The 15,542-nt window shown below is 63.9% G+C and carries 10 protein-coding genes, 4 tRNA genes and 1 pseudogene; 6 read left to right on the forward strand and 9 right to left on the reverse strand.

The features are described from left to right. Positions 1-153: 153 nt before the first annotated feature. A complete protein-coding gene (locus tag ACQKPS_RS14460) occupies positions 154-3,954 on the reverse strand; it encodes a bifunctional nitrate reductase/sulfite reductase flavoprotein subunit alpha (protein ID WP_254481060.1) in 3,801 nt (1,266 codons plus the stop codon). 338 nt (positions 3,955-4,292) lie between these two features. Between ACQKPS_RS14460 and map the strand changes: the two genes are divergently transcribed. Then, entirely contained in the window at positions 4,293-5,069 is a 777-nt protein-coding gene (map, locus tag ACQKPS_RS14465; RefSeq protein WP_254481061.1) for a type I methionyl aminopeptidase, read from the forward strand. Positions 5,070-5,148: 79 nt separating this feature from the next. On the opposite strand, the gene ACQKPS_RS14470 is transcribed toward map, so the two are convergent. From ACQKPS_RS14470 to ACQKPS_RS14485, 4 genes are all read right to left on the reverse strand, one after another. After that, positions 5,149-5,225, reverse strand: a tRNA-Asp gene (locus ACQKPS_RS14470). A gap of 13 nt (positions 5,226-5,238) precedes the next feature. After that, positions 5,239-5,314: transfer RNA gene (locus ACQKPS_RS14475), tRNA-Val, on the reverse strand. A gap of 169 nt (positions 5,315-5,483) precedes the next feature. Continuing rightward, positions 5,484-5,560, reverse strand: a tRNA-Asp gene (locus ACQKPS_RS14480). Positions 5,561-5,573: 13 nt separating this feature from the next. Continuing rightward, positions 5,574-5,649, reverse strand: a tRNA-Val gene (locus tag ACQKPS_RS14485). A 216-nt stretch (positions 5,650-5,865) separates the two neighbouring features. Between ACQKPS_RS14485 and rdgC the strand changes: the two genes are divergently transcribed. The 3 genes from rdgC to sugE all read left to right on the forward strand — a co-directional run bounded on the left by rdgC (position 5,866) and on the right by sugE (position 8,250). Continuing rightward, entirely contained in the window at positions 5,866-6,786 is a 921-nt protein-coding gene (gene rdgC / locus ACQKPS_RS14490) for a recombination-associated protein RdgC (RefSeq protein ID WP_099815954.1), read from the forward strand. Between the two features lie 85 nt (positions 6,787-6,871). Continuing rightward, positions 6,872-7,837, forward strand: a complete 966-nt coding sequence (locus ACQKPS_RS14495; protein ID WP_254481062.1) for a bile acid:sodium symporter family protein — start codon at positions 6,872-6,874, stop codon at positions 7,835-7,837. 95 nt (positions 7,838-7,932) lie between these two features. Further along, positions 7,933-8,250, forward strand: a complete 318-nt coding sequence (gene sugE, locus ACQKPS_RS14500; protein ID WP_254481063.1) for a quaternary ammonium compound efflux SMR transporter SugE — start codon at positions 7,933-7,935, stop codon at positions 8,248-8,250. 9 nt (positions 8,251-8,259) lie between these two features. Here sugE and ACQKPS_RS14505 read toward each other — a convergent pair whose 3' ends face one another. Further along, positions 8,260-10,137 carry a 1-acyl-sn-glycerol-3-phosphate acyltransferase gene (locus ACQKPS_RS14505; RefSeq protein WP_427604565.1) on the reverse strand — a complete coding sequence of 626 codons (1,878 nt, stop codon included), beginning with the start codon at positions 10,135-10,137 and terminating at the stop codon, positions 8,260-8,262. 266 nt (positions 10,138-10,403) lie between these two features. On the opposite strand from ACQKPS_RS14505, the pseudogene ACQKPS_RS14510 reads away from it, so the two are divergent. Continuing rightward, positions 10,404-11,468, forward strand: a pseudogene (locus tag ACQKPS_RS14510) (methyl-accepting chemotaxis protein); the annotation flags it as partial. Further along, a complete protein-coding gene (locus tag ACQKPS_RS14515; protein WP_409520094.1) occupies positions 11,460-12,323 on the forward strand; it encodes a methyl-accepting chemotaxis protein in 864 nt (287 codons plus the stop codon). The pseudogene ACQKPS_RS14510 and the gene ACQKPS_RS14515, both read left to right, overlap by 9 nt. A gap of 174 nt (positions 12,324-12,497) precedes the next feature. Here ACQKPS_RS14515 and ACQKPS_RS14520 read toward each other — a convergent pair whose 3' ends face one another. From ACQKPS_RS14520 to ACQKPS_RS14530, 3 genes are all read right to left on the reverse strand, one after another. Next, the gene (locus ACQKPS_RS14520; protein ID WP_427604567.1) at positions 12,498-13,331 is read right to left on the reverse strand and encodes an amidohydrolase family protein; all 834 of its coding nucleotides are present in this window, start codon (positions 13,329-13,331) and stop codon (positions 12,498-12,500) included. Positions 13,332-13,352: 21 nt separating this feature from the next. Continuing rightward, complete coding sequence (locus ACQKPS_RS14525) at positions 13,353-14,627, reverse strand: MFS transporter (RefSeq protein ID WP_254481067.1); 1,275 nt, start codon at positions 14,625-14,627, stop codon at positions 13,353-13,355. A 139-nt stretch (positions 14,628-14,766) separates the two neighbouring features. Then, entirely contained in the window at positions 14,767-15,498 is a 732-nt protein-coding gene (locus ACQKPS_RS14530; protein WP_254481068.1) for a GntR family transcriptional regulator, read from the reverse strand. Positions 15,499-15,542 lie beyond the last annotated feature (44 nt).

A 15,542-nucleotide genomic window follows, 5' to 3' on the forward strand; every position in this document is an offset into this window, starting at 1 on the left:
CCTGTGCTGGCCTCTTCGCGGGTGAACCCGCTCCCACAAGGGCCTGCACTGCCTTCAAGCACTGTACGGTACCTGTGGGAGCGGGTTCACCCGCGAAGAGGCCAGCACAGCCAATGCACATTTCAAGTGCAACGCTCACCATCGTGGGGCGCTTCAATACACATCACGCCGATAACGCCTGGCCTTGCCCAACGCCTCGACATAGGCATCGGCATCCACCCCGCCATGTACGGCAATCACCTCACGCAATGCTGCATCCACATCCTTGGCCATGCGCTGGGCATCACCACAGACATAGAAGTACGCCCCTGCTTCCAGCCATTGCCACAGCTGCGCGCCCTGCTCGAGCATGCGTTGCTGCACATAAATCTTCTCGGCCTGGTCCCGCGAGAACGCGGTGTCCAGGCGCAGATGCCCGCTCGCCTGCCAGGCCTGCAGCTGTGCCTGATAGTAGAAATCCGTGGCCGCATACTGCTCGCCGAAGAACAGCCAGTTACAGCCTTTCGCACCCCGTGCCTCGCGCTCTTCGAGGAAGGCACGGAAAGGCGCGATACCGGTGCCGGGGCCGACCATGATCACTGGCACGCTGTCGTCTTCAGGCAGGCGGAAATGCTTCGATACCTGCGGGAAGATTTCCACTTTCAATGCCTGAGCCCGGTCCGCAAGAAACGTTGAACACACCCCTTTGCGCTTGCCATAGCGCACGGTGGATACCGTGAGGTGGACCTGGTCCGGATGCGCCAAGGGACTGGAGCTGATCGAATACAGGCGCGGCTGCAACGGCTTGAGCAGGTCAAGCCAGGTGGCCACCGGCAACTGCTGGGGAAATGCACGCAGCACATCGACCAGCTGCCGGCCCCACAGCCAATCCTGCAGTTGCGCCTTGCACTCGGGTTGCAGCAGGTGCTGCAGCTCGGCGTAATGCGCGCTGAAAACCTGCAGTTGCTGCGGCGTGACCTTGGCAATCTCCAGGCGGGTTTCCAGGGCCTCGACCAGTGGCATCAGCGGCTGTCCCTTCAATTCCACCACCGCCTGGCCATCGAGCTGCATCAGCGTCAGCAGTTCCTCGACCAACGCCGGGCAGTTGCGTGGCCATACGCCCAAGGCATCGCCGGCGGCATAGGTGAAACCGCTGCCAGCCAGGTCAAACACCAATTGGCGGGTTTCCTTGCTGGCACCCGGGCCGTTGAGCAGTTGATTGGCAAGCAGTGCGGCCGACCACGGCCGCTGCTTGCTGTAGCCCGCGGCTGACGCAGGTTCACTGACCGGTGCCGGCGAGCTGGCGCTGCCGAGCTCCGCCAGCAGGGCTTCGAGCCAAGCGGCGAAGGCTTCATCGAAATCCGGTTCGCAATCGACCCGCTGCAGCACGCGGCGCCCGCCCAGTTCGGCCAGGCGCTGGTCGAGCTTGCGACCAAAGCCACAGAACTGGTCGTAGCTGGAGTCACCCAAGGCCAGCACGGCATAGGGCAGCTCCGCGTAGCAAGCGCCCTCCTCGCCCTGCAGGGCCTGCCAGAACGCCGTGGCGCTGTCGGGCGCGTCGCCGTCACCAAAGGTGCTGGTGATCAGCACCGCACTGGCGGCGCCTTGCAGCTGGCTGGGGCTGACCGCGTCCATGCAACTGAGCTCTACCTCCAGGCCAGCACCACGCAGGCGTTCGGCACAACGCTCGGCGAGCACTTCGCTATTGCCCGTCTGCGAAGCCCACAGCAATTGGTGGCGCGGCACGGCGAGGTCTGGCGTTGCGACTGGCTGCGCGAACTGCGCAACAGCGCTGTTCAGTTCAAGGGCATCGATGCGCGCACCGGCGACTCGCTCCAGGGCCACGGCACAGTGCTTGAACGCCGGTTGCAGCGATAGCGGGTCGACTGTATCGCAGGTCACGGCATTGATCGCCAACTGCTCACCGATCAGGTCGTTCCAGTGGAACGGCGCAAAGCAGTTGCCGGGCATGACCCGGTCGCTGATGCGCGCCGGCAACACCGCCTGGCCGCGCCGTGAGCGGATGGCGACCTGATCCTTGTCGGCGATGCCCAGGCGGGCAGCATCCTCGGGGTGGATCTCAACGAATGGCCCAGGCTCCAGCTTGTTCAGCGCCGGCACCTTGCCGGTCTTGGTCAGGGTGTGCCACTGGTGCTGCACGCGGCCGGTGTTGAGCACCAGCGGGTAGTCGGCGTTTGGCAGCTCGGGCGCCGGCAGCCAGTGCCGGGCGAAGAAGCGCGCCTTGCCACTGGCAGTGGGGAACGCCAGGGCAGGCGCCTGGCCCTCGGCATCGCGCAACAGCTGCTGGCTGGCGCCGTCGTTGAGGTAACGCAGCGGGCTGCGGTCATCTTCGCGACCCGGCGCGCAGGGCCATTGCCGGGGGCTGTGGCGCAATTGCTGATAGCCGATGCCGCGCAGGTCGTAGCCGGTCGCCGGGTTCCAGAAGCGCCGGAGCTCGTCGAATACCGCCTCGCCGTCGGGGTAATCGAAGGCCTCTGCGTAGCCCATGGCGCAGGCGACCCGGGCGATGATCTGCCAATCCGCCAGGCTTTGGCCGGGCGCCGGCACCGCCTGTGGCATCAGCGTCAGGTTGCGCTCGCTGTTGATCATCACGCCCTCGCCTTCGGCCCACAGCGCGGCGGGCAGCAGGATATCGGCGTAGCGGTTGGTCTCGGTGTCGAGGAAGGCGTCCTGGGCGATCACCAACTCGGCCTGGCGCAAGCCGTCGATCACCTGCTGGCGGTTGGCGACGCTGGCCACCGGGTTGCTGCAAATCACCCAGCAGGCTTTCACCTCGCCGGCCTTCATCTGCTCGAACAGCGCGATCGTGCCCTCACCCCCTTCGCTGCGCAGGCTGCCCGGTCGCAGGTGCCATTGTTGCTCGACGAAGGCCCGGTCCGCCGCCACCAGCGCCGAACGCTGGCCCGGCAGGCCCGGCCCCATGTAGCCCATTTCACGGCCGCCCATGGCATTGGGTTGGCCGGTCAGCGAAAACGGCCCGCTGCCGGGCCGGCAGATGGCGCCGGTGGCCAGGTGCAGGTTGCACAGGGCGTTGCTGTGCCAGGTGCCGTGGACGCTCTGGTTGAGCCCCATGGTCCAGCAGCTCATCCACGCCCCGGCCGTGCCGATCCATTCGGCTGCCTGGCGGATGTCGGCTTCGCTCAAGCCGGTGATGGCGGCCACGCGCTCCGGGGTGTAATCGTCGAGGAAGGCCGGCAGCTCGTCCCAGCCTTCGGTGTAACGGGCGATGAACGCGGAGTCGGTGTGGCCGTTGTGGTGCAGCAGGTGCAGCAAGCCGTTGAGCAGCGCCATGTCACTGCCGGGGCGCAGTTGCAGGAACAGGTCGGCCTTGTCGGCCGTGGCGGTGCGCCGTGGATCCACCACGATGAGCCTGGCGCCGGCCTTGAGCCGGTCGAGCAGGCGCAGGAACAGCACCGGATGGCAGTCGGCCATGTTCGCGCCGATCACCAGGAACACTTCGGCGCGCTCGAAATCCTGGTAGCTGCCGGGCGGGCCGTCGGCACCGAGCGACAGCTTGTAGCCGCTGCCGGCACTGGCCATGCACAACCGCGAGTTGGACTCGATATGCCGCGTGCGGATAAAGCCCTTGGCCAGCTTGTTGGCCAGGTACTGGGCTTCCAGCGACATCTGCCCGGACACATACAGCGCCACGGCGTCCGCACCGTGCTGGTCGATAATGCCGCGCAGGCGCTCGCCGGCCTGGGCAATGGCCTGGTCCATGCTGCTGCGCGCCGGCTGCTGGCTGCGTTGCTGGCGGACGTAGGCGTGCTCCATGCGCCCGGCTGCGGTCAGTGGCAGGTGTGCGGTGAGACCCTTGGTACACAGGCGGCCGAAGTTGCTCGGGTGCTGCTTGTCGCCACTGATCTTGCTGACCTTGCCGTCGGCAACGCTCATGACGATGCCGCAACCGACGCCACAGTAGGGGCAGACGCTGCGTACTTCACGGTTGGTCATGGGTGTTCTCCCCTTGCAGGAACGCAAAAAGGCGCCGGCTGCCCGGGCTTGCAGAGCAAGCGGGGCAACACGGCGCCTTTGTCGTGAATTGTTTGGGCTGTCGACGTTGATAGCCCTGGATGATGGTCAGTCAGCAATTAGTGGGCCAGCTGTGCCGGCCTCTTCGCGGGTAAACCCGCTCCCACAGGTACTGCACGGTCTTCAAGACTGTGGTGATCCTGTGGGAGCGGGTTTACCCGCGAAGAGGCCTGCACAGGCAGCGCACCACGCGGTGGCAAGCGTGCTACCCATGACGCTATGCTGGGGCACTTTCCAGCAAGAGCTACAGCCCGCATTCCATGTCCAAGGTGATCCTCAAGACCCCCGCCCAACTCGAACTGATGCGCAACGCCGGCCAGCTGTTGGCCCAGGTGTTCGCCGAACTCGACAGCTTCATCCGCCCCGGCATCACCACGATGCAGATCAACGACCGCGCCGAAGCCTTCATCGTCGACACCCTCAAGGCCCGCCCGGCGAGCAAGGGCCAGTACGGCTTCCCCTACTCGCTCAACACCTCGGTGGACCATGTGGTCTGCCATGGCATCCCCAAGCTCGATGAAGTGCTGAAGGAAGGCTCGATCATCAACGTCGACATCACCCTCGAACAGGGCGGCTACATTGCCGACTCGTCGAAGATGTACAGCATCGGGCCAATCAGCGAAGACGCACAGCGGTTGGTCGACATTACTTATGAGGCGCTATGGAAAGGCATCGGGCAAGTACGCCCCGGGGCAACGCTGGGAGATATCGGCCATGCCATCCAGGCACATGCCGAAGCGGCTGGCTACAGCGTGGTGCGCGAATACTGCGGCCATGGCATTGGCCAACAGATGCATGAAGGGCCTGAGGTGCTGCATTTCGGACAGCGTGGCATGGGCATGAAGTTGCAGCCGGGCATGGTGTTCACCATCGAGCCGATGATCAACCAGGGTGGGCGCGGGACGCGGACGCTGAAAGATGGCTGGACGGTGATCACCCGCGACCACTGCCTGTCGGCACAGTGGGAACATACGGTGGCGGTGACTGAGGAAGGGTTCGAGGTGCTGACACTACGGGAAGAAGAGCGTAGCCAGTAAACACTCAAACAAAAAAAGCGACCCTAAGGTCGCTTTCTTTGTGGCTTCCGGGTGTTCAGTGGGCCCTGGAAGCGGAATATGGCGCAGCGGACGGGACTCGAACCCGCGACCCCCGGCGTGACAGGCCGGTATTCTAACCGACTGAACTACCGCTGCGCTAATCAACGAGTGGTGGGTGATGACGGGATCGAACCGCCGACCCTCTGCTTGTAAGGCAGATGCTCTCCCGGCTGAGCTAATCACCCATTCGTCTCGGTGAGGCGCGCATTCTACGGACGAACCAGCAGCCTGGCAAGCCATTGAAGCAATTTTTTTGCGAAATCATCGATCGCAGATTTCAGGCACAAAAAAAGCGACCCTAAGGTCGCTTTCTTTGTTACTTCCGGGTGTTCAGTGGGCCCTGGAAGTGGAATATGGCGCAGCGGACGGGACTCGAACCCGCGACCCCCGGCGTGACAGGCCGGTATTCTAACCGACTGAACTACCGCTGCGCTATACATCGAGTGGTGGGTGATGACGGGATCGAACCGCCGACCCTCTGCTTGTAAGGCAGATGCTCTCCCGGCTGAGCTAATCACCCTTCGTCTCGGTGTGGCGCGCATTCTACGGAGGGGCTGCTACCCTGGCAAGCGTTTTTTTATTTTTTTTCAAAAAAAACTCCAAGCCTTTCAAAGACCTAGCGCAGCCGGGGCTTTTCTTCCTTTATCGGGTCCTGCTGGCCCTCTGACAGGGTTGGCCTCGGAGCACTGCTCGGAGAATAATGCCCGCCTTATGCATTAAGGAGAGATTGCCCCCCATGTGGTTCAAGAACCTGCTGTCCTACCGCCTGACCCAGGAAGTACCGTTCGAGCCTGAAGCGCTGGAAGCCGCGCTGGCCACCAAGCCAGCCCGCGCCTGCGCCAGCCAGGAGCTGACCACCTACGGTTTCATCGCGCCGTTCGGCAAGGGTGAAGACGCTCCCCTGGTGCACGTCAGCGGCGAATTCCTGCTGGTTGCCGCACGCAAGGAAGAACGCATCCTGCCGAGCAGCGTGGTCAACGATGCCGTGAAGGAGAAGGTCGAAGAGATCGAGACCGAGCAAATGCGCAAGGTCTACAAGAAAGAACGCGACCAGATCAAGGACGAGATCATCCAGGCCTTCCTGCCGCGCGCGTTCATCCGCCGCTCGATGATCTTCGCCGCCATCGCCCCGCGCCTGGGGATGATCCTGGTCAACTCGGCCAGCGCCAAGCGCGCCGAAGACCTGCTGTCGACCCTGCGTGAAGTGATGGGCTCGCTGCCGGTGCGCCCGGTGACCGTGAAGATCGCACCCACTGCGACCATGACCGACTGGGTCAAGTCGCAACAGGCGGCTGAAGGTTTCTACGTGCTGGACGAATGCGAGCTGCGTGACACCGCCGAAGACGGCGGTATCGTCCGTTGCAAGCGCCAGGACCTGACCAGCGAGGAGATCCAGCTGCACCTGAGCACCGGCAAGGTGGTCACCCAGCTGGCCCTGGCCTGGCAGGACAAGCTGTCGTTCGTGCTCGACGACAAGATGGTGATCAAGCGCCTGAAGTTCGAAGAGCTGCTGCAGGAGCAGGCTGAACAGGACGGTGGCGAAGAGGCCGCGCAGCAGTTCGATGCCAGCTTCCAGCTGATGATGATGACGTTTGCCGAGTTCCTGCCGGCGCTGTTCGAAGTGCTCGGTGGCGAAGAGATTCCGCAAGGGGTCTGATGTGGTTTGATAGACCTCTTCGCGGGCTTGCCCGCGAAGAGGCCAGTGAAATTCACAAAGCTATAAATAGAAAAGGAATTGCCCCATGCGCGCCCTCGCCGCCCTCAGCCGCTTCGTCGGCAACACCTTTGCCCTGTGGGTGCTGGTGTTCGCCGTGCTGGCCTTCCTGATGCCCCAGTGGTTCATCGCCCTCAAGGTTGCCATCGTGCCACTGCTGGGGTTGGTGATGTTCGGCATGGGCCTGACCCTCAAGCTCGACGACTTCGCCGCCCTCGCCCGCCAGCCCTGGCGTGTGGCCCTGGGCGTGGTCGCGCACTTCGTGATCATGCCGGGCATGGCCTGGCTGCTGTGCCAGCTGTTCCACCTGCCGGCGGAAATCGCCGTAGGTGTGATTCTGGTCGGCTGCTGCCCGAGCGGCACGGCGTCGAACGTGATGGTCTGGCTGTCCAAGGGCGACCTGGCGCTGGCGGTGGCGATCGCTGCGGTGACCACCCTGCTCGCCCCCCTGCTGACCCCGGCGCTGATCTGGTTCCTGGCCTCGGCCTGGCTGCCGGTATCCTTCATGGACATGTTCTGGTCGATCCTGCAATTGGTGATGCTGCCGATCGTGCTCGGTGTGCTGGCCCAGCGCTTGCTGGGCGCGCGGGTGCAGGCGGCGGTACAGGTGCTGCCACTGGTGTCGGTGGTGAGCATCGTGATGATCGTCTGTGCGGTGGTGGCGGCCAGCCAGGCCAAGATCGCCGAATCAGGGTTGCTGATCATGGCGGTGGTGGTGCTGCACAACACCTTCGGCTACTTGCTGGGCTACCTCACCGGCCGGCTCTGCAACCTGCCGCTGGCCCAGCGCAAGTCGCTGGCGCTTGAGGTGGGCATGCAGAATTCTGGGCTGGGGGCGGCGCTGGCAGCGGCGCATTTCTCGCCGCTGGCGGCGGTGCCGAGCGCACTGTTCAGCGTCTGGCACAATATCTCCGGGGCGCTGCTTTCGACCTGGTTCCGCAGGGTCGAGGAGCCATCGGCCGCCCTTGAACAGGTTGAGCCAGCCAGGCATTGATGTGTACCCTGATGGCCACTGTGAGGACGACCTCACGACGCACCGCGTGACCATTCCGGGGACGGCCCCATCATTCGCAACGATGGAGAAGCATCATGTCCTGGATCATCCTGTTCTTCGCCGGCCTGTTCGAGGTCGGCTGGGCCGTCGGCCTGAAATACACCGACGGCTTCAGCAAACCGCTCCCGACCATACTCACTGTCGCCGCCATGGCCATCAGCCTGGGCCTGCTGGGCCTTGCCATGAAGGAACTGCCGCTGGGCACCGCCTATGCCATCTGGACCGGCGTCGGCGCCGTAGGCACGGTGATCGCCGGGATCATCCTGTTCGGCGAGTCGATGGCCCTGGTACGGCTGGTCAGCGTGGCGCTGATCGTTACCGGCCTGATCGGCCTGAAAGTCAGCGCCAGCTGATACCCCTGCTTAGCGCAGGCCACCGCGCAAACGGCTGACCTGCTCACGCAGGGCCTCTGGCTGCGCCGCCTCCACCGGGATGGCGGCGCCTGCCACGATGGTCACCCGCGACCACAGGCGCTTGAAGAAGCCCTTGGCCGGGTCGCGGCTGAAGAAGCTCCCCCACAGGCCCTGCAGCGCCAAGGGAATCACCGGCACCGGGGTTTCTTCGAGGATGCGGCTGACGCCGCCCTTGAACACGTCGATTTCGCCATCACCGGTCAATTTGCCTTCCGGGAAGATACACACCAGCTCACCGTCTGCCAGGTACTCGGCGATACGCGCAAAGGCCCGATCGTAGGTGGCCTGGTCTTCGTTGCGCCCGGCAATCGGAATGGCACCCGCCGTGCGGAACACGAAGTTGAGCACGGGCAGGTTGTAGATCTTGTAGTACATGACGAAGCGGATCGGCCGGCGGATCGCCCCGCCCAGCAGCAGCGCATCGACGAACGACACGTGGTTGCACACCAGCAACGCCGCGCCTTCATCGGGGATGCGTTCGAGGTCGCGGTGCTGCACGCGGTACATCGAATGGCTGAGCAGCCAGATCAGGAAGCGCATGGTGAACTCGGGCACGACCCTGAAGATATAGGCATTGACCAGCACGTTCAGCAGCGACACCACCAGGAACAGCTGTGGGATGCTCAGCTTGAACACACTCAGCAGGAAGATGGTGAAGATCGCCGAGACCACCATGAACAGCGCATTGAGAATGTTGTTGGAGGCGATTACCCGCGCCCGCTGGTCTTCGGCAGTGCGTGCCTGGATCAGCGCGTACAGCGGCACGATATAAAAGCCGCCGAACACGCCGAGGCCAACGATGGACACCATGATCCACCAGGCCTGGTGCATGCCCAGCAGCGCCAGCCAGTCGTGCGGCTGGGCGCCGGCCGGTACGTCACCTGAATGCCACCACCAGAGCAGGCCGAACAAGGTCAGGCCGAACGAGCCGAACGGCACCAGGCCGATTTCCACCTTGCGCCCACTGAGGCGTTCGCACAGGAGCGAACCGACGGCGATGCCGACCGAGAACAGGGTCAGCACCAGGGTCACTGCGGTCTCGTCGCCGTGCAGCCACGCTTGGGCGTAAGTCGGGATCTGCGTCAGGTAGATGGCGCCGACGAACCAGAACCACGAGTTGCCGACGATCGAGCGCGACACGGCCGGGGTCTGCCCCAGGCCCATGCGCAGGATCACCCACGACTGCTTGAAGATGTTCCAGTCCAGCGCCATCTGCGGCGACGCCGCCGCGGCCCGGGGAATCCAGCGGCTGGCCAGGTAGCCGAGCACGGCGGTGCCGACCACGCCACCTGCCACCACCGTGGCATAGCTGTCATTGGCCATCATCACCCCGGCGCCAATGGTGCCGACCAGGATGGCCAGGAAGGTGCCCATCTCCACCAGGCCGTTGCCCCCCACCAGCTCTTCTTCACGCAGGGCCTGGGGCAGGATCGAGTATTTCACCGGGCCGAACAGCGCCGAGTGGGTGCCCATGCCGAACAGCGCCACCAGCATCAGCGTGAGGTGGTTGGTGACGAAGCCGATGGCGCCGACCGCCATGATGGCGATCTCGGCCAGCTTGATCGCGCGGATCAGCGCGTCCTTGGCGAACTTCTCGCCGAACTGCCCGCCCAGCGCCGAGAACAGGAAGAACGGCAGGATGAACAGCAGCGCGCAGAGGTTGACCCAGATCGAACGGTCGCCGTCGCCCAGGCTGAGCTTGAACAGAATGGCCAGGATCAGCGACTGCTTGAACAGGTTGTCATTGAAGGCACCCAGCAGCTGGGTGACGAAGAATGGCAGGAAACGCCGCTTGCCGAGCAAGGTGAATTGCGAGGGGTGACTCATCGTCCTTGTTCCTGAGTGTCTTTTGTCATTGGAGGCACGCGAAGCGCTGCAAGCCACAAATCTGCATGGGAAAGCAACCGCCTGGCAGGGAACACCGGACAATTCAGGAACCCGCTCACAGTTTGATATCACAGTGATATTAATTTTTCGCCAACCACTGTTCAGATTTTGTTACACATGCCGATAATTCATATAGATGACTATATCTGACAGAAGGAACAGACCTCAGGTCTCCTCCAACGCATAAGAAAAGGAGCTCGGCAGTAATGTTTACCTGGTTTGGCGACCTCAGGATCGCCCACAAACTCTTTCTCGGTTTCGGCCTGGTGCTGTGCCTGACACTCGTGCAGTCGCTGATCAGCTGGGACGGCCTGGGCAGCCTGGTACGGCGCAGTGAGGTGGTCAGCGATGTATCGCGCCTCAACGACGCCCTCGGCGACCTGCGCGAAGCGCGCTTGCGTCATGCCATGGCCAACGGCGCCCCCGCCGAGAGCAAACAGCTGCAAGTTGCGCTGGAGGCGTTCAAGCCGACACTGGCAAAGCTGCGCGAGGTGATGGTCAGGGCGCAGGCCCATGCGCTGATCAACACTGCCGACCAGGCACTGCAGAGCTACAGCGGCAACCAGGCCGCCAGTTTCCGCTCCTATGAAAAGATGCGCGCGGCGCAGAAGGAAATGGGCGTCCTGGCCACCCAGTCGTTTGCCAGTATCGAGCAGATTCGCAATCAGGTGCGCGCTTTGCCCGATGCCGAGCAGCGTTTCGTGCGCATCGAGGCCATCAACCAGATACGCGAAAACCTGATCCTGCTGCGCTATCACGTTCGCGGTTATACCGGTAACACCAACGCCGAGACCGAGAAACTGATGAACGCCCAGATCGCCACCACGGTGAACGATCTGCCTGGGCTGGTCGCCCGCTTCAACGGCAATTTCCCGCAGCAGTTCCAGCAGCTGGAGCAGCAGGTGCAGGCCTATGCGAAGGCCGTAGAGGCGTTCCGTGGCGAGGTCAGCCACCTGGTGGAATACCGCGCCGACATGGCCAACGATATCGAGACCCTCAATGGTGTCATCGGCCAACTGCTGGACGACCAGGCGGTGCTGGTCGCCAAGGACAGCCACTTCGCCCGCACCCTGCAGATCGCCACCACCCTGCTCGCCTTGCTGCTCGGCGCCCTGGCTGCCGTGTTGATCGCCCGGCAGATCAGCCAGCCGCTGCGCCAGGCACTCAAGGCCATGGAACAGGTGGCTGCCGGTGACCTCAGCGAACAACCGAGCAGCCGCCGCCGCGACGAAGTCGGCCAACTGCAGAACGCCCTGCAGGGCATGACCCGCAACCTGCGTGAACTGATCGCCCAGGTGCGCGATGGTATTTCGCAGATTGCCAGCGCCACCGAAGAGCTGTCGGCAATCACCGAGCAGACCAGCGCCGGCGCCAACAACCAGAAGGTCGAAACCGATCAGGTGGCCACGGCCATGCAGGAAATGGCTGCCACCGTGCACGAAGTCGCCCGCAATGCCGGCGAGGCCTCTAACGCCGCCAGTGCCACTGACGAAGAAGCCCGTGAAGGTGACAGTGTGGTCAGCCGCGCCGTGGCCCAGATCAGCCGCCTGGCCAGCCAGGTAGAAGCCACGGGTGAAGCCATGGGCGCGCTGCGTACCGAGAGCCAGCGCATCGGCAAGGTCATGGACGTGATCAAGGCCGTGGCCGAACAGACCAACCTGCTGGCGCTCAATGCGGCCATCGAAGCGGCCCGGGCCGGTGAAGCGGGCCGTGGTTTCGCCGTGGTGGCAGATGAAGTGCGCAGTCTGGCTCAGCGTACCCAGGCATCGACACTGGAGATCGAATCGGCGATCGGCAGCCTTGAGCAAGGCACCCGTTCGGTGAGCGAGCTGATGGAGCAGAGCCAGAGCCTGACCGAAAGCAGCGTGGCGCTGGTGCGTGAGGCCGGGGTGGCGCTGGAGGGGATTACCCAGCGGGTATCGGGTATTCAGCTGATGAACCAGCAGATCGCCGCGGCTTCCGAGCAGCAGAGTGCGGTGGCTGAAGAGATCAGCCGCAGCGTGGTGACCGTGCGGGATATTTCCGAGCAGACGGCTGAAGCCAGTCAGCAGACTTCGGCGTCCAGTGTGGAGCTGGCGCGGTTGGGCGGGCAGTTGCAGCAGATGATCAGCCGGTTCCGCTTCTGACCAATAAAAAGCCCCGCTGCCTGTGAAGGTGGCGGGGCATCTTTCAGAGTGACTGTGCCTGTGCCGGCCTCTTCGCGGGTAAACCCGCTCCCACCGGTACTGCACAGGGCTCAGGCTTCGTGCGATCCCTGTGGGAGCGGGTTCACCCGCGAAGAGGCCGGCACAGGCGTCAGATCATTCGAAGCCGAACAGCGCCTGTGCGGTATCCACCAGCAGCGCCCGGCGCAATTCAGCCGAGCAGCCCAAGGCATCGAACTGCTCGACAACCTTGCCAAAGCTCACCGCTGACTCATGCTGGGTATGCGGCCAATCGCTCCCCCACATCAACCGTTCGGCCCCATAGTGGGCCTCAAGCGCGCACAGGGCCTGCCGTGCAAACGCCAGGTTCTGCTCCGGCGTACCTTCCAGTCGATAGATCCCGGACACCTTGACCCACACCTTGCCCTTGCCGCCCAGCGTCAGCAGCTCGGCAAAACCCGGTTGCCCAAGGCCCAGGCGGGCATCGGGCCGACCGAAATGGTCGACCACGATGTTCAGCCCATAAGGCTCCAGGGCCTGCACCAACGTCGGAATGTCCGCCACCTGGCGGTGCAGCTCGAGGTGCCAGCCCTGTTCGCCGATGCGCTCCAGCAGGGGCCGCCATTCGGCCCCCGTCAGGTCTGGCAGGCCCTGGCCCATGAGATTCAGGCGCACGCCCCTGACCCCGAGCCGATCCATCTCTTGCAATGTCTCGCGCTCGACGTCCCGGTCAAGCATCACCACCCCGCGCAGTTGCCCCGGCACGGTCTTCAGGGCATCGAGCAGGTAGCGGTTGTCGGTACCCAGGAAGCTGGGCTGTACCAACACGCCATGGCTGAAACCATGGGCCAGCAGCTGGCCCAGGTAGTCACCCAGCGGCGCATCGTAGCTGGGCGCGTAACGCCGCTCGCTGGCCAGGTTCAGCCCACGGCTGAACACGTGGGCATGGCTGTCGATGGCGGTAAGGTGTGAAACAGGAACGTCGGGCATGGTCATCACAGGACAGTCAGGTTACTTGGCGATAGCGCCAGCCATTTCCGGCGCTGGCGTGGCCTCGAGGTTGCGGCCACGGGTTTCCGGCAGGCACAGCGCGGCGAGCATGGCCACGCCGTAGGCGATGCCGGCATCGATACCGATTGCGCTACCCAGCGACATGGATTCGCTCATGTGGCCGACCAGGAACGGGAACACCGCCGACAGCACGCGGCCGAAGTTGTAGCAGAAGCCGACCCCGGCACCGCGCACATCGGCCGGGTACAGCTCGTTGAAGAACGCCCCCAGGCTGGCCGGGATGCCGGCGGCGAAGAAGCCCAGCGGGAAGCCGAGGAACAGCATCTGGGTATTGCTCAGCGGGAAGAACACATAGGCCTGCACGGTCAGCACGCAGCACAGCGCGAACAGCAGGATGTTCTTGCGACGGCCGATGCGGTCGATCAGCATGCCGCTGGCCACGCAACCACACCAGAAGGCGAAGATGATAACGGCCAGGTAGCCACCGGAGTTCAGTACCGACAGGTTGCGTTCGGTCTTGAGGAAGGTCGGCAGCCAGGTCATGACGGCATGGTAGCCACCGTGCGCCCCCAGGCCCAGCACGCCGCCGAGCAGGGTCACGCGCAGCAGCTCCGGGCGGAAGATGCCGGCCATCGATTTGAAGAAGCTGCCAGGGATGGCCTTGTCCTTTTGCAGTCGCTGGAAGCTGTCCGGCTCCGGCACGTTGCGGCGCACCCAGATGATCAGCAGCGATGGCAGCAGGCCGACGAAGAACATCACCCGCCAGGCGTACTCGGCTGGTACCAGCGAGTAGATCAGGGTGAACAGCCCCACTGCCAGGCCCCAGCCTACGGCCCAGGCGCTTTGCACGGTGCCCATGACCTTGCCGCGGTATTTCGGGTTGATGGTCTCGGCCATCAGCACCGCACCGGCCGCCCATTCGCCCCCGATGCCGAAGCCCTGCAGGGCCTTGACGAACAGCAGCGGGTAGAAGCCGGTGACGAACGCCGAAAGGAAGGTGAAGAACGAGAACCAGAGGATCATCCATTGCAGGGTCCGCACACGGCCATAACGGTCCGAGAGGGTGCCACCGAGCCAACCACCGAGCGCCGAGGTCACCAGGGTCACACCGCTGATCAGGCCGGCGTCGCCCTTGGTCAGCGAGAACGCGGCGATCAGCGCGGGAATGGCCAGGCCGAACATCTGCACTTCCAGCGCATCGAGCGACCAGCCGCCGAAACAGGCCCAGAACGTCTTGCGTTCCCGTGAAGTGATCTGGCGATACCAGCTGAACATGGTTGTTATCCTTCTTAGTCGTGTGTGTTACGGCCGGGCGTGCCAAAGCGCTGGCAGGCTGGCGACCGGACAGGCGAAGCCACTGCGCCGTGGCAGAACGGCGCAGACGGGTATCGGGCGAAGCAGCCGGGTTAACTGCTCAGCGAATGTCGACGCGGTAGCGGAAGTGCTGCGCGTGGCCGCGTGAGCGGCGCCATTCCAGCGGTTTGCCGGCGTAATCGCGGGCCAGGCGCTCGATCACCACCACCGGGCTGTCGACCGGCAGTTGCAACAAGCGGCCGTGCACCGCATCGACCGCTTCAGCGGTCAGGGTTTCCTCGGCATAGGCGACCACCTGGCCGCACAGCTCTTCATAGATCGGGTAGAGCAGCGGGCCTTTGCTATCCAGCTCGACGTCGAGCAGGGGTTGGAAGGTCTGGCGCGGCAGCCAGATTTCCTCGGCAAGCACCGGCTGGGCGCCGAGCAGACGGGTACGGACAATGCGAATGACCTCGGCCTCGGCGGCCAGGCCCAAGGCTTGGGCAACCGCCGAAGGGGCCGGTACCGGCTCGATGGAGAGGATGCGGCTTTCCGGCACCAGCCGCTCGCCGTTGGCGCTTTCGAAACGGAAGAAACGGAACAGCGAAGACTGGAACTGCGGGCGGCGGATGAACGTGCCGCGGCCCTGCTGACGCTCCAGCACGCCTTCGGCGACCAGCACGTCGACGGCCTTGCGCACGGTGCCGACAGACATGTCGAACTCGGTAGCCAGGGCGGCTTCGGTGGGAATGGCCTCGCCCGGGCGCCAGCGGTTGTTGGCAATCTGCTCGATCAGGTGATCGCGCAGTTGTTGATAGCGGGGTAGTCGAGCATCACCGGACAGTGGGTGCATGGGTCGGCTCTCGTCTTGTTATGTAAACATATATATGAATTTTG

The sequence above is a fragment of the Pseudomonas sp. NPDC086566 genome, assembly GCF_050280885.1.
GTDB classification, from domain to species: domain Bacteria; phylum Pseudomonadota; class Gammaproteobacteria; order Pseudomonadales; family Pseudomonadaceae; genus Aquipseudomonas; species Aquipseudomonas vlassakiae.

Excerpts from the sequence above, each read along its gene's own strand:
- ACQKPS_RS14460 (WP_254481060.1), bottom strand. The coding sequence starts at position 3,954 with ATGACCAACCGTGAAGTACGCAGCGTCTGCCCCTACTGTGGCGTCGGT.
- map (WP_254481061.1), top strand. The coding sequence starts at position 4,293 with ATGTCCAAGGTGATCCTCAAGACCCCCGCCCAACTCGAACTGATGCGC.
- rdgC (WP_099815954.1), top strand. The coding sequence starts at position 5,866 with ATGTGGTTCAAGAACCTGCTGTCCTACCGCCTGACCCAGGAAGTACCG.
- ACQKPS_RS14495 (WP_254481062.1), top strand. The coding sequence starts at position 6,872 with ATGCGCGCCCTCGCCGCCCTCAGCCGCTTCGTCGGCAACACCTTTGCC.
- sugE (WP_254481063.1), top strand. The coding sequence starts at position 7,933 with ATGTCCTGGATCATCCTGTTCTTCGCCGGCCTGTTCGAGGTCGGCTGG.
- ACQKPS_RS14505 (WP_427604565.1), bottom strand. The coding sequence starts at position 10,137 with ATGAGTCACCCCTCGCAATTCACCTTGCTCGGCAAGCGGCGTTTCCTG.
- ACQKPS_RS14515 (WP_409520094.1), top strand. The coding sequence starts at position 11,460 with ATGACCCGCAACCTGCGTGAACTGATCGCCCAGGTGCGCGATGGTATT.
- ACQKPS_RS14520 (WP_427604567.1), bottom strand. The coding sequence starts at position 13,331 with ATGCCCGACGTTCCTGTTTCACACCTTACCGCCATCGACAGCCATGCC.
- ACQKPS_RS14525 (WP_254481067.1), bottom strand. The coding sequence starts at position 14,627 with ATGTTCAGCTGGTATCGCCAGATCACTTCACGGGAACGCAAGACGTTC.
- ACQKPS_RS14530 (WP_254481068.1), bottom strand. The coding sequence starts at position 15,498 with ATGCACCCACTGTCCGGTGATGCTCGACTACCCCGCTATCAACAACTG.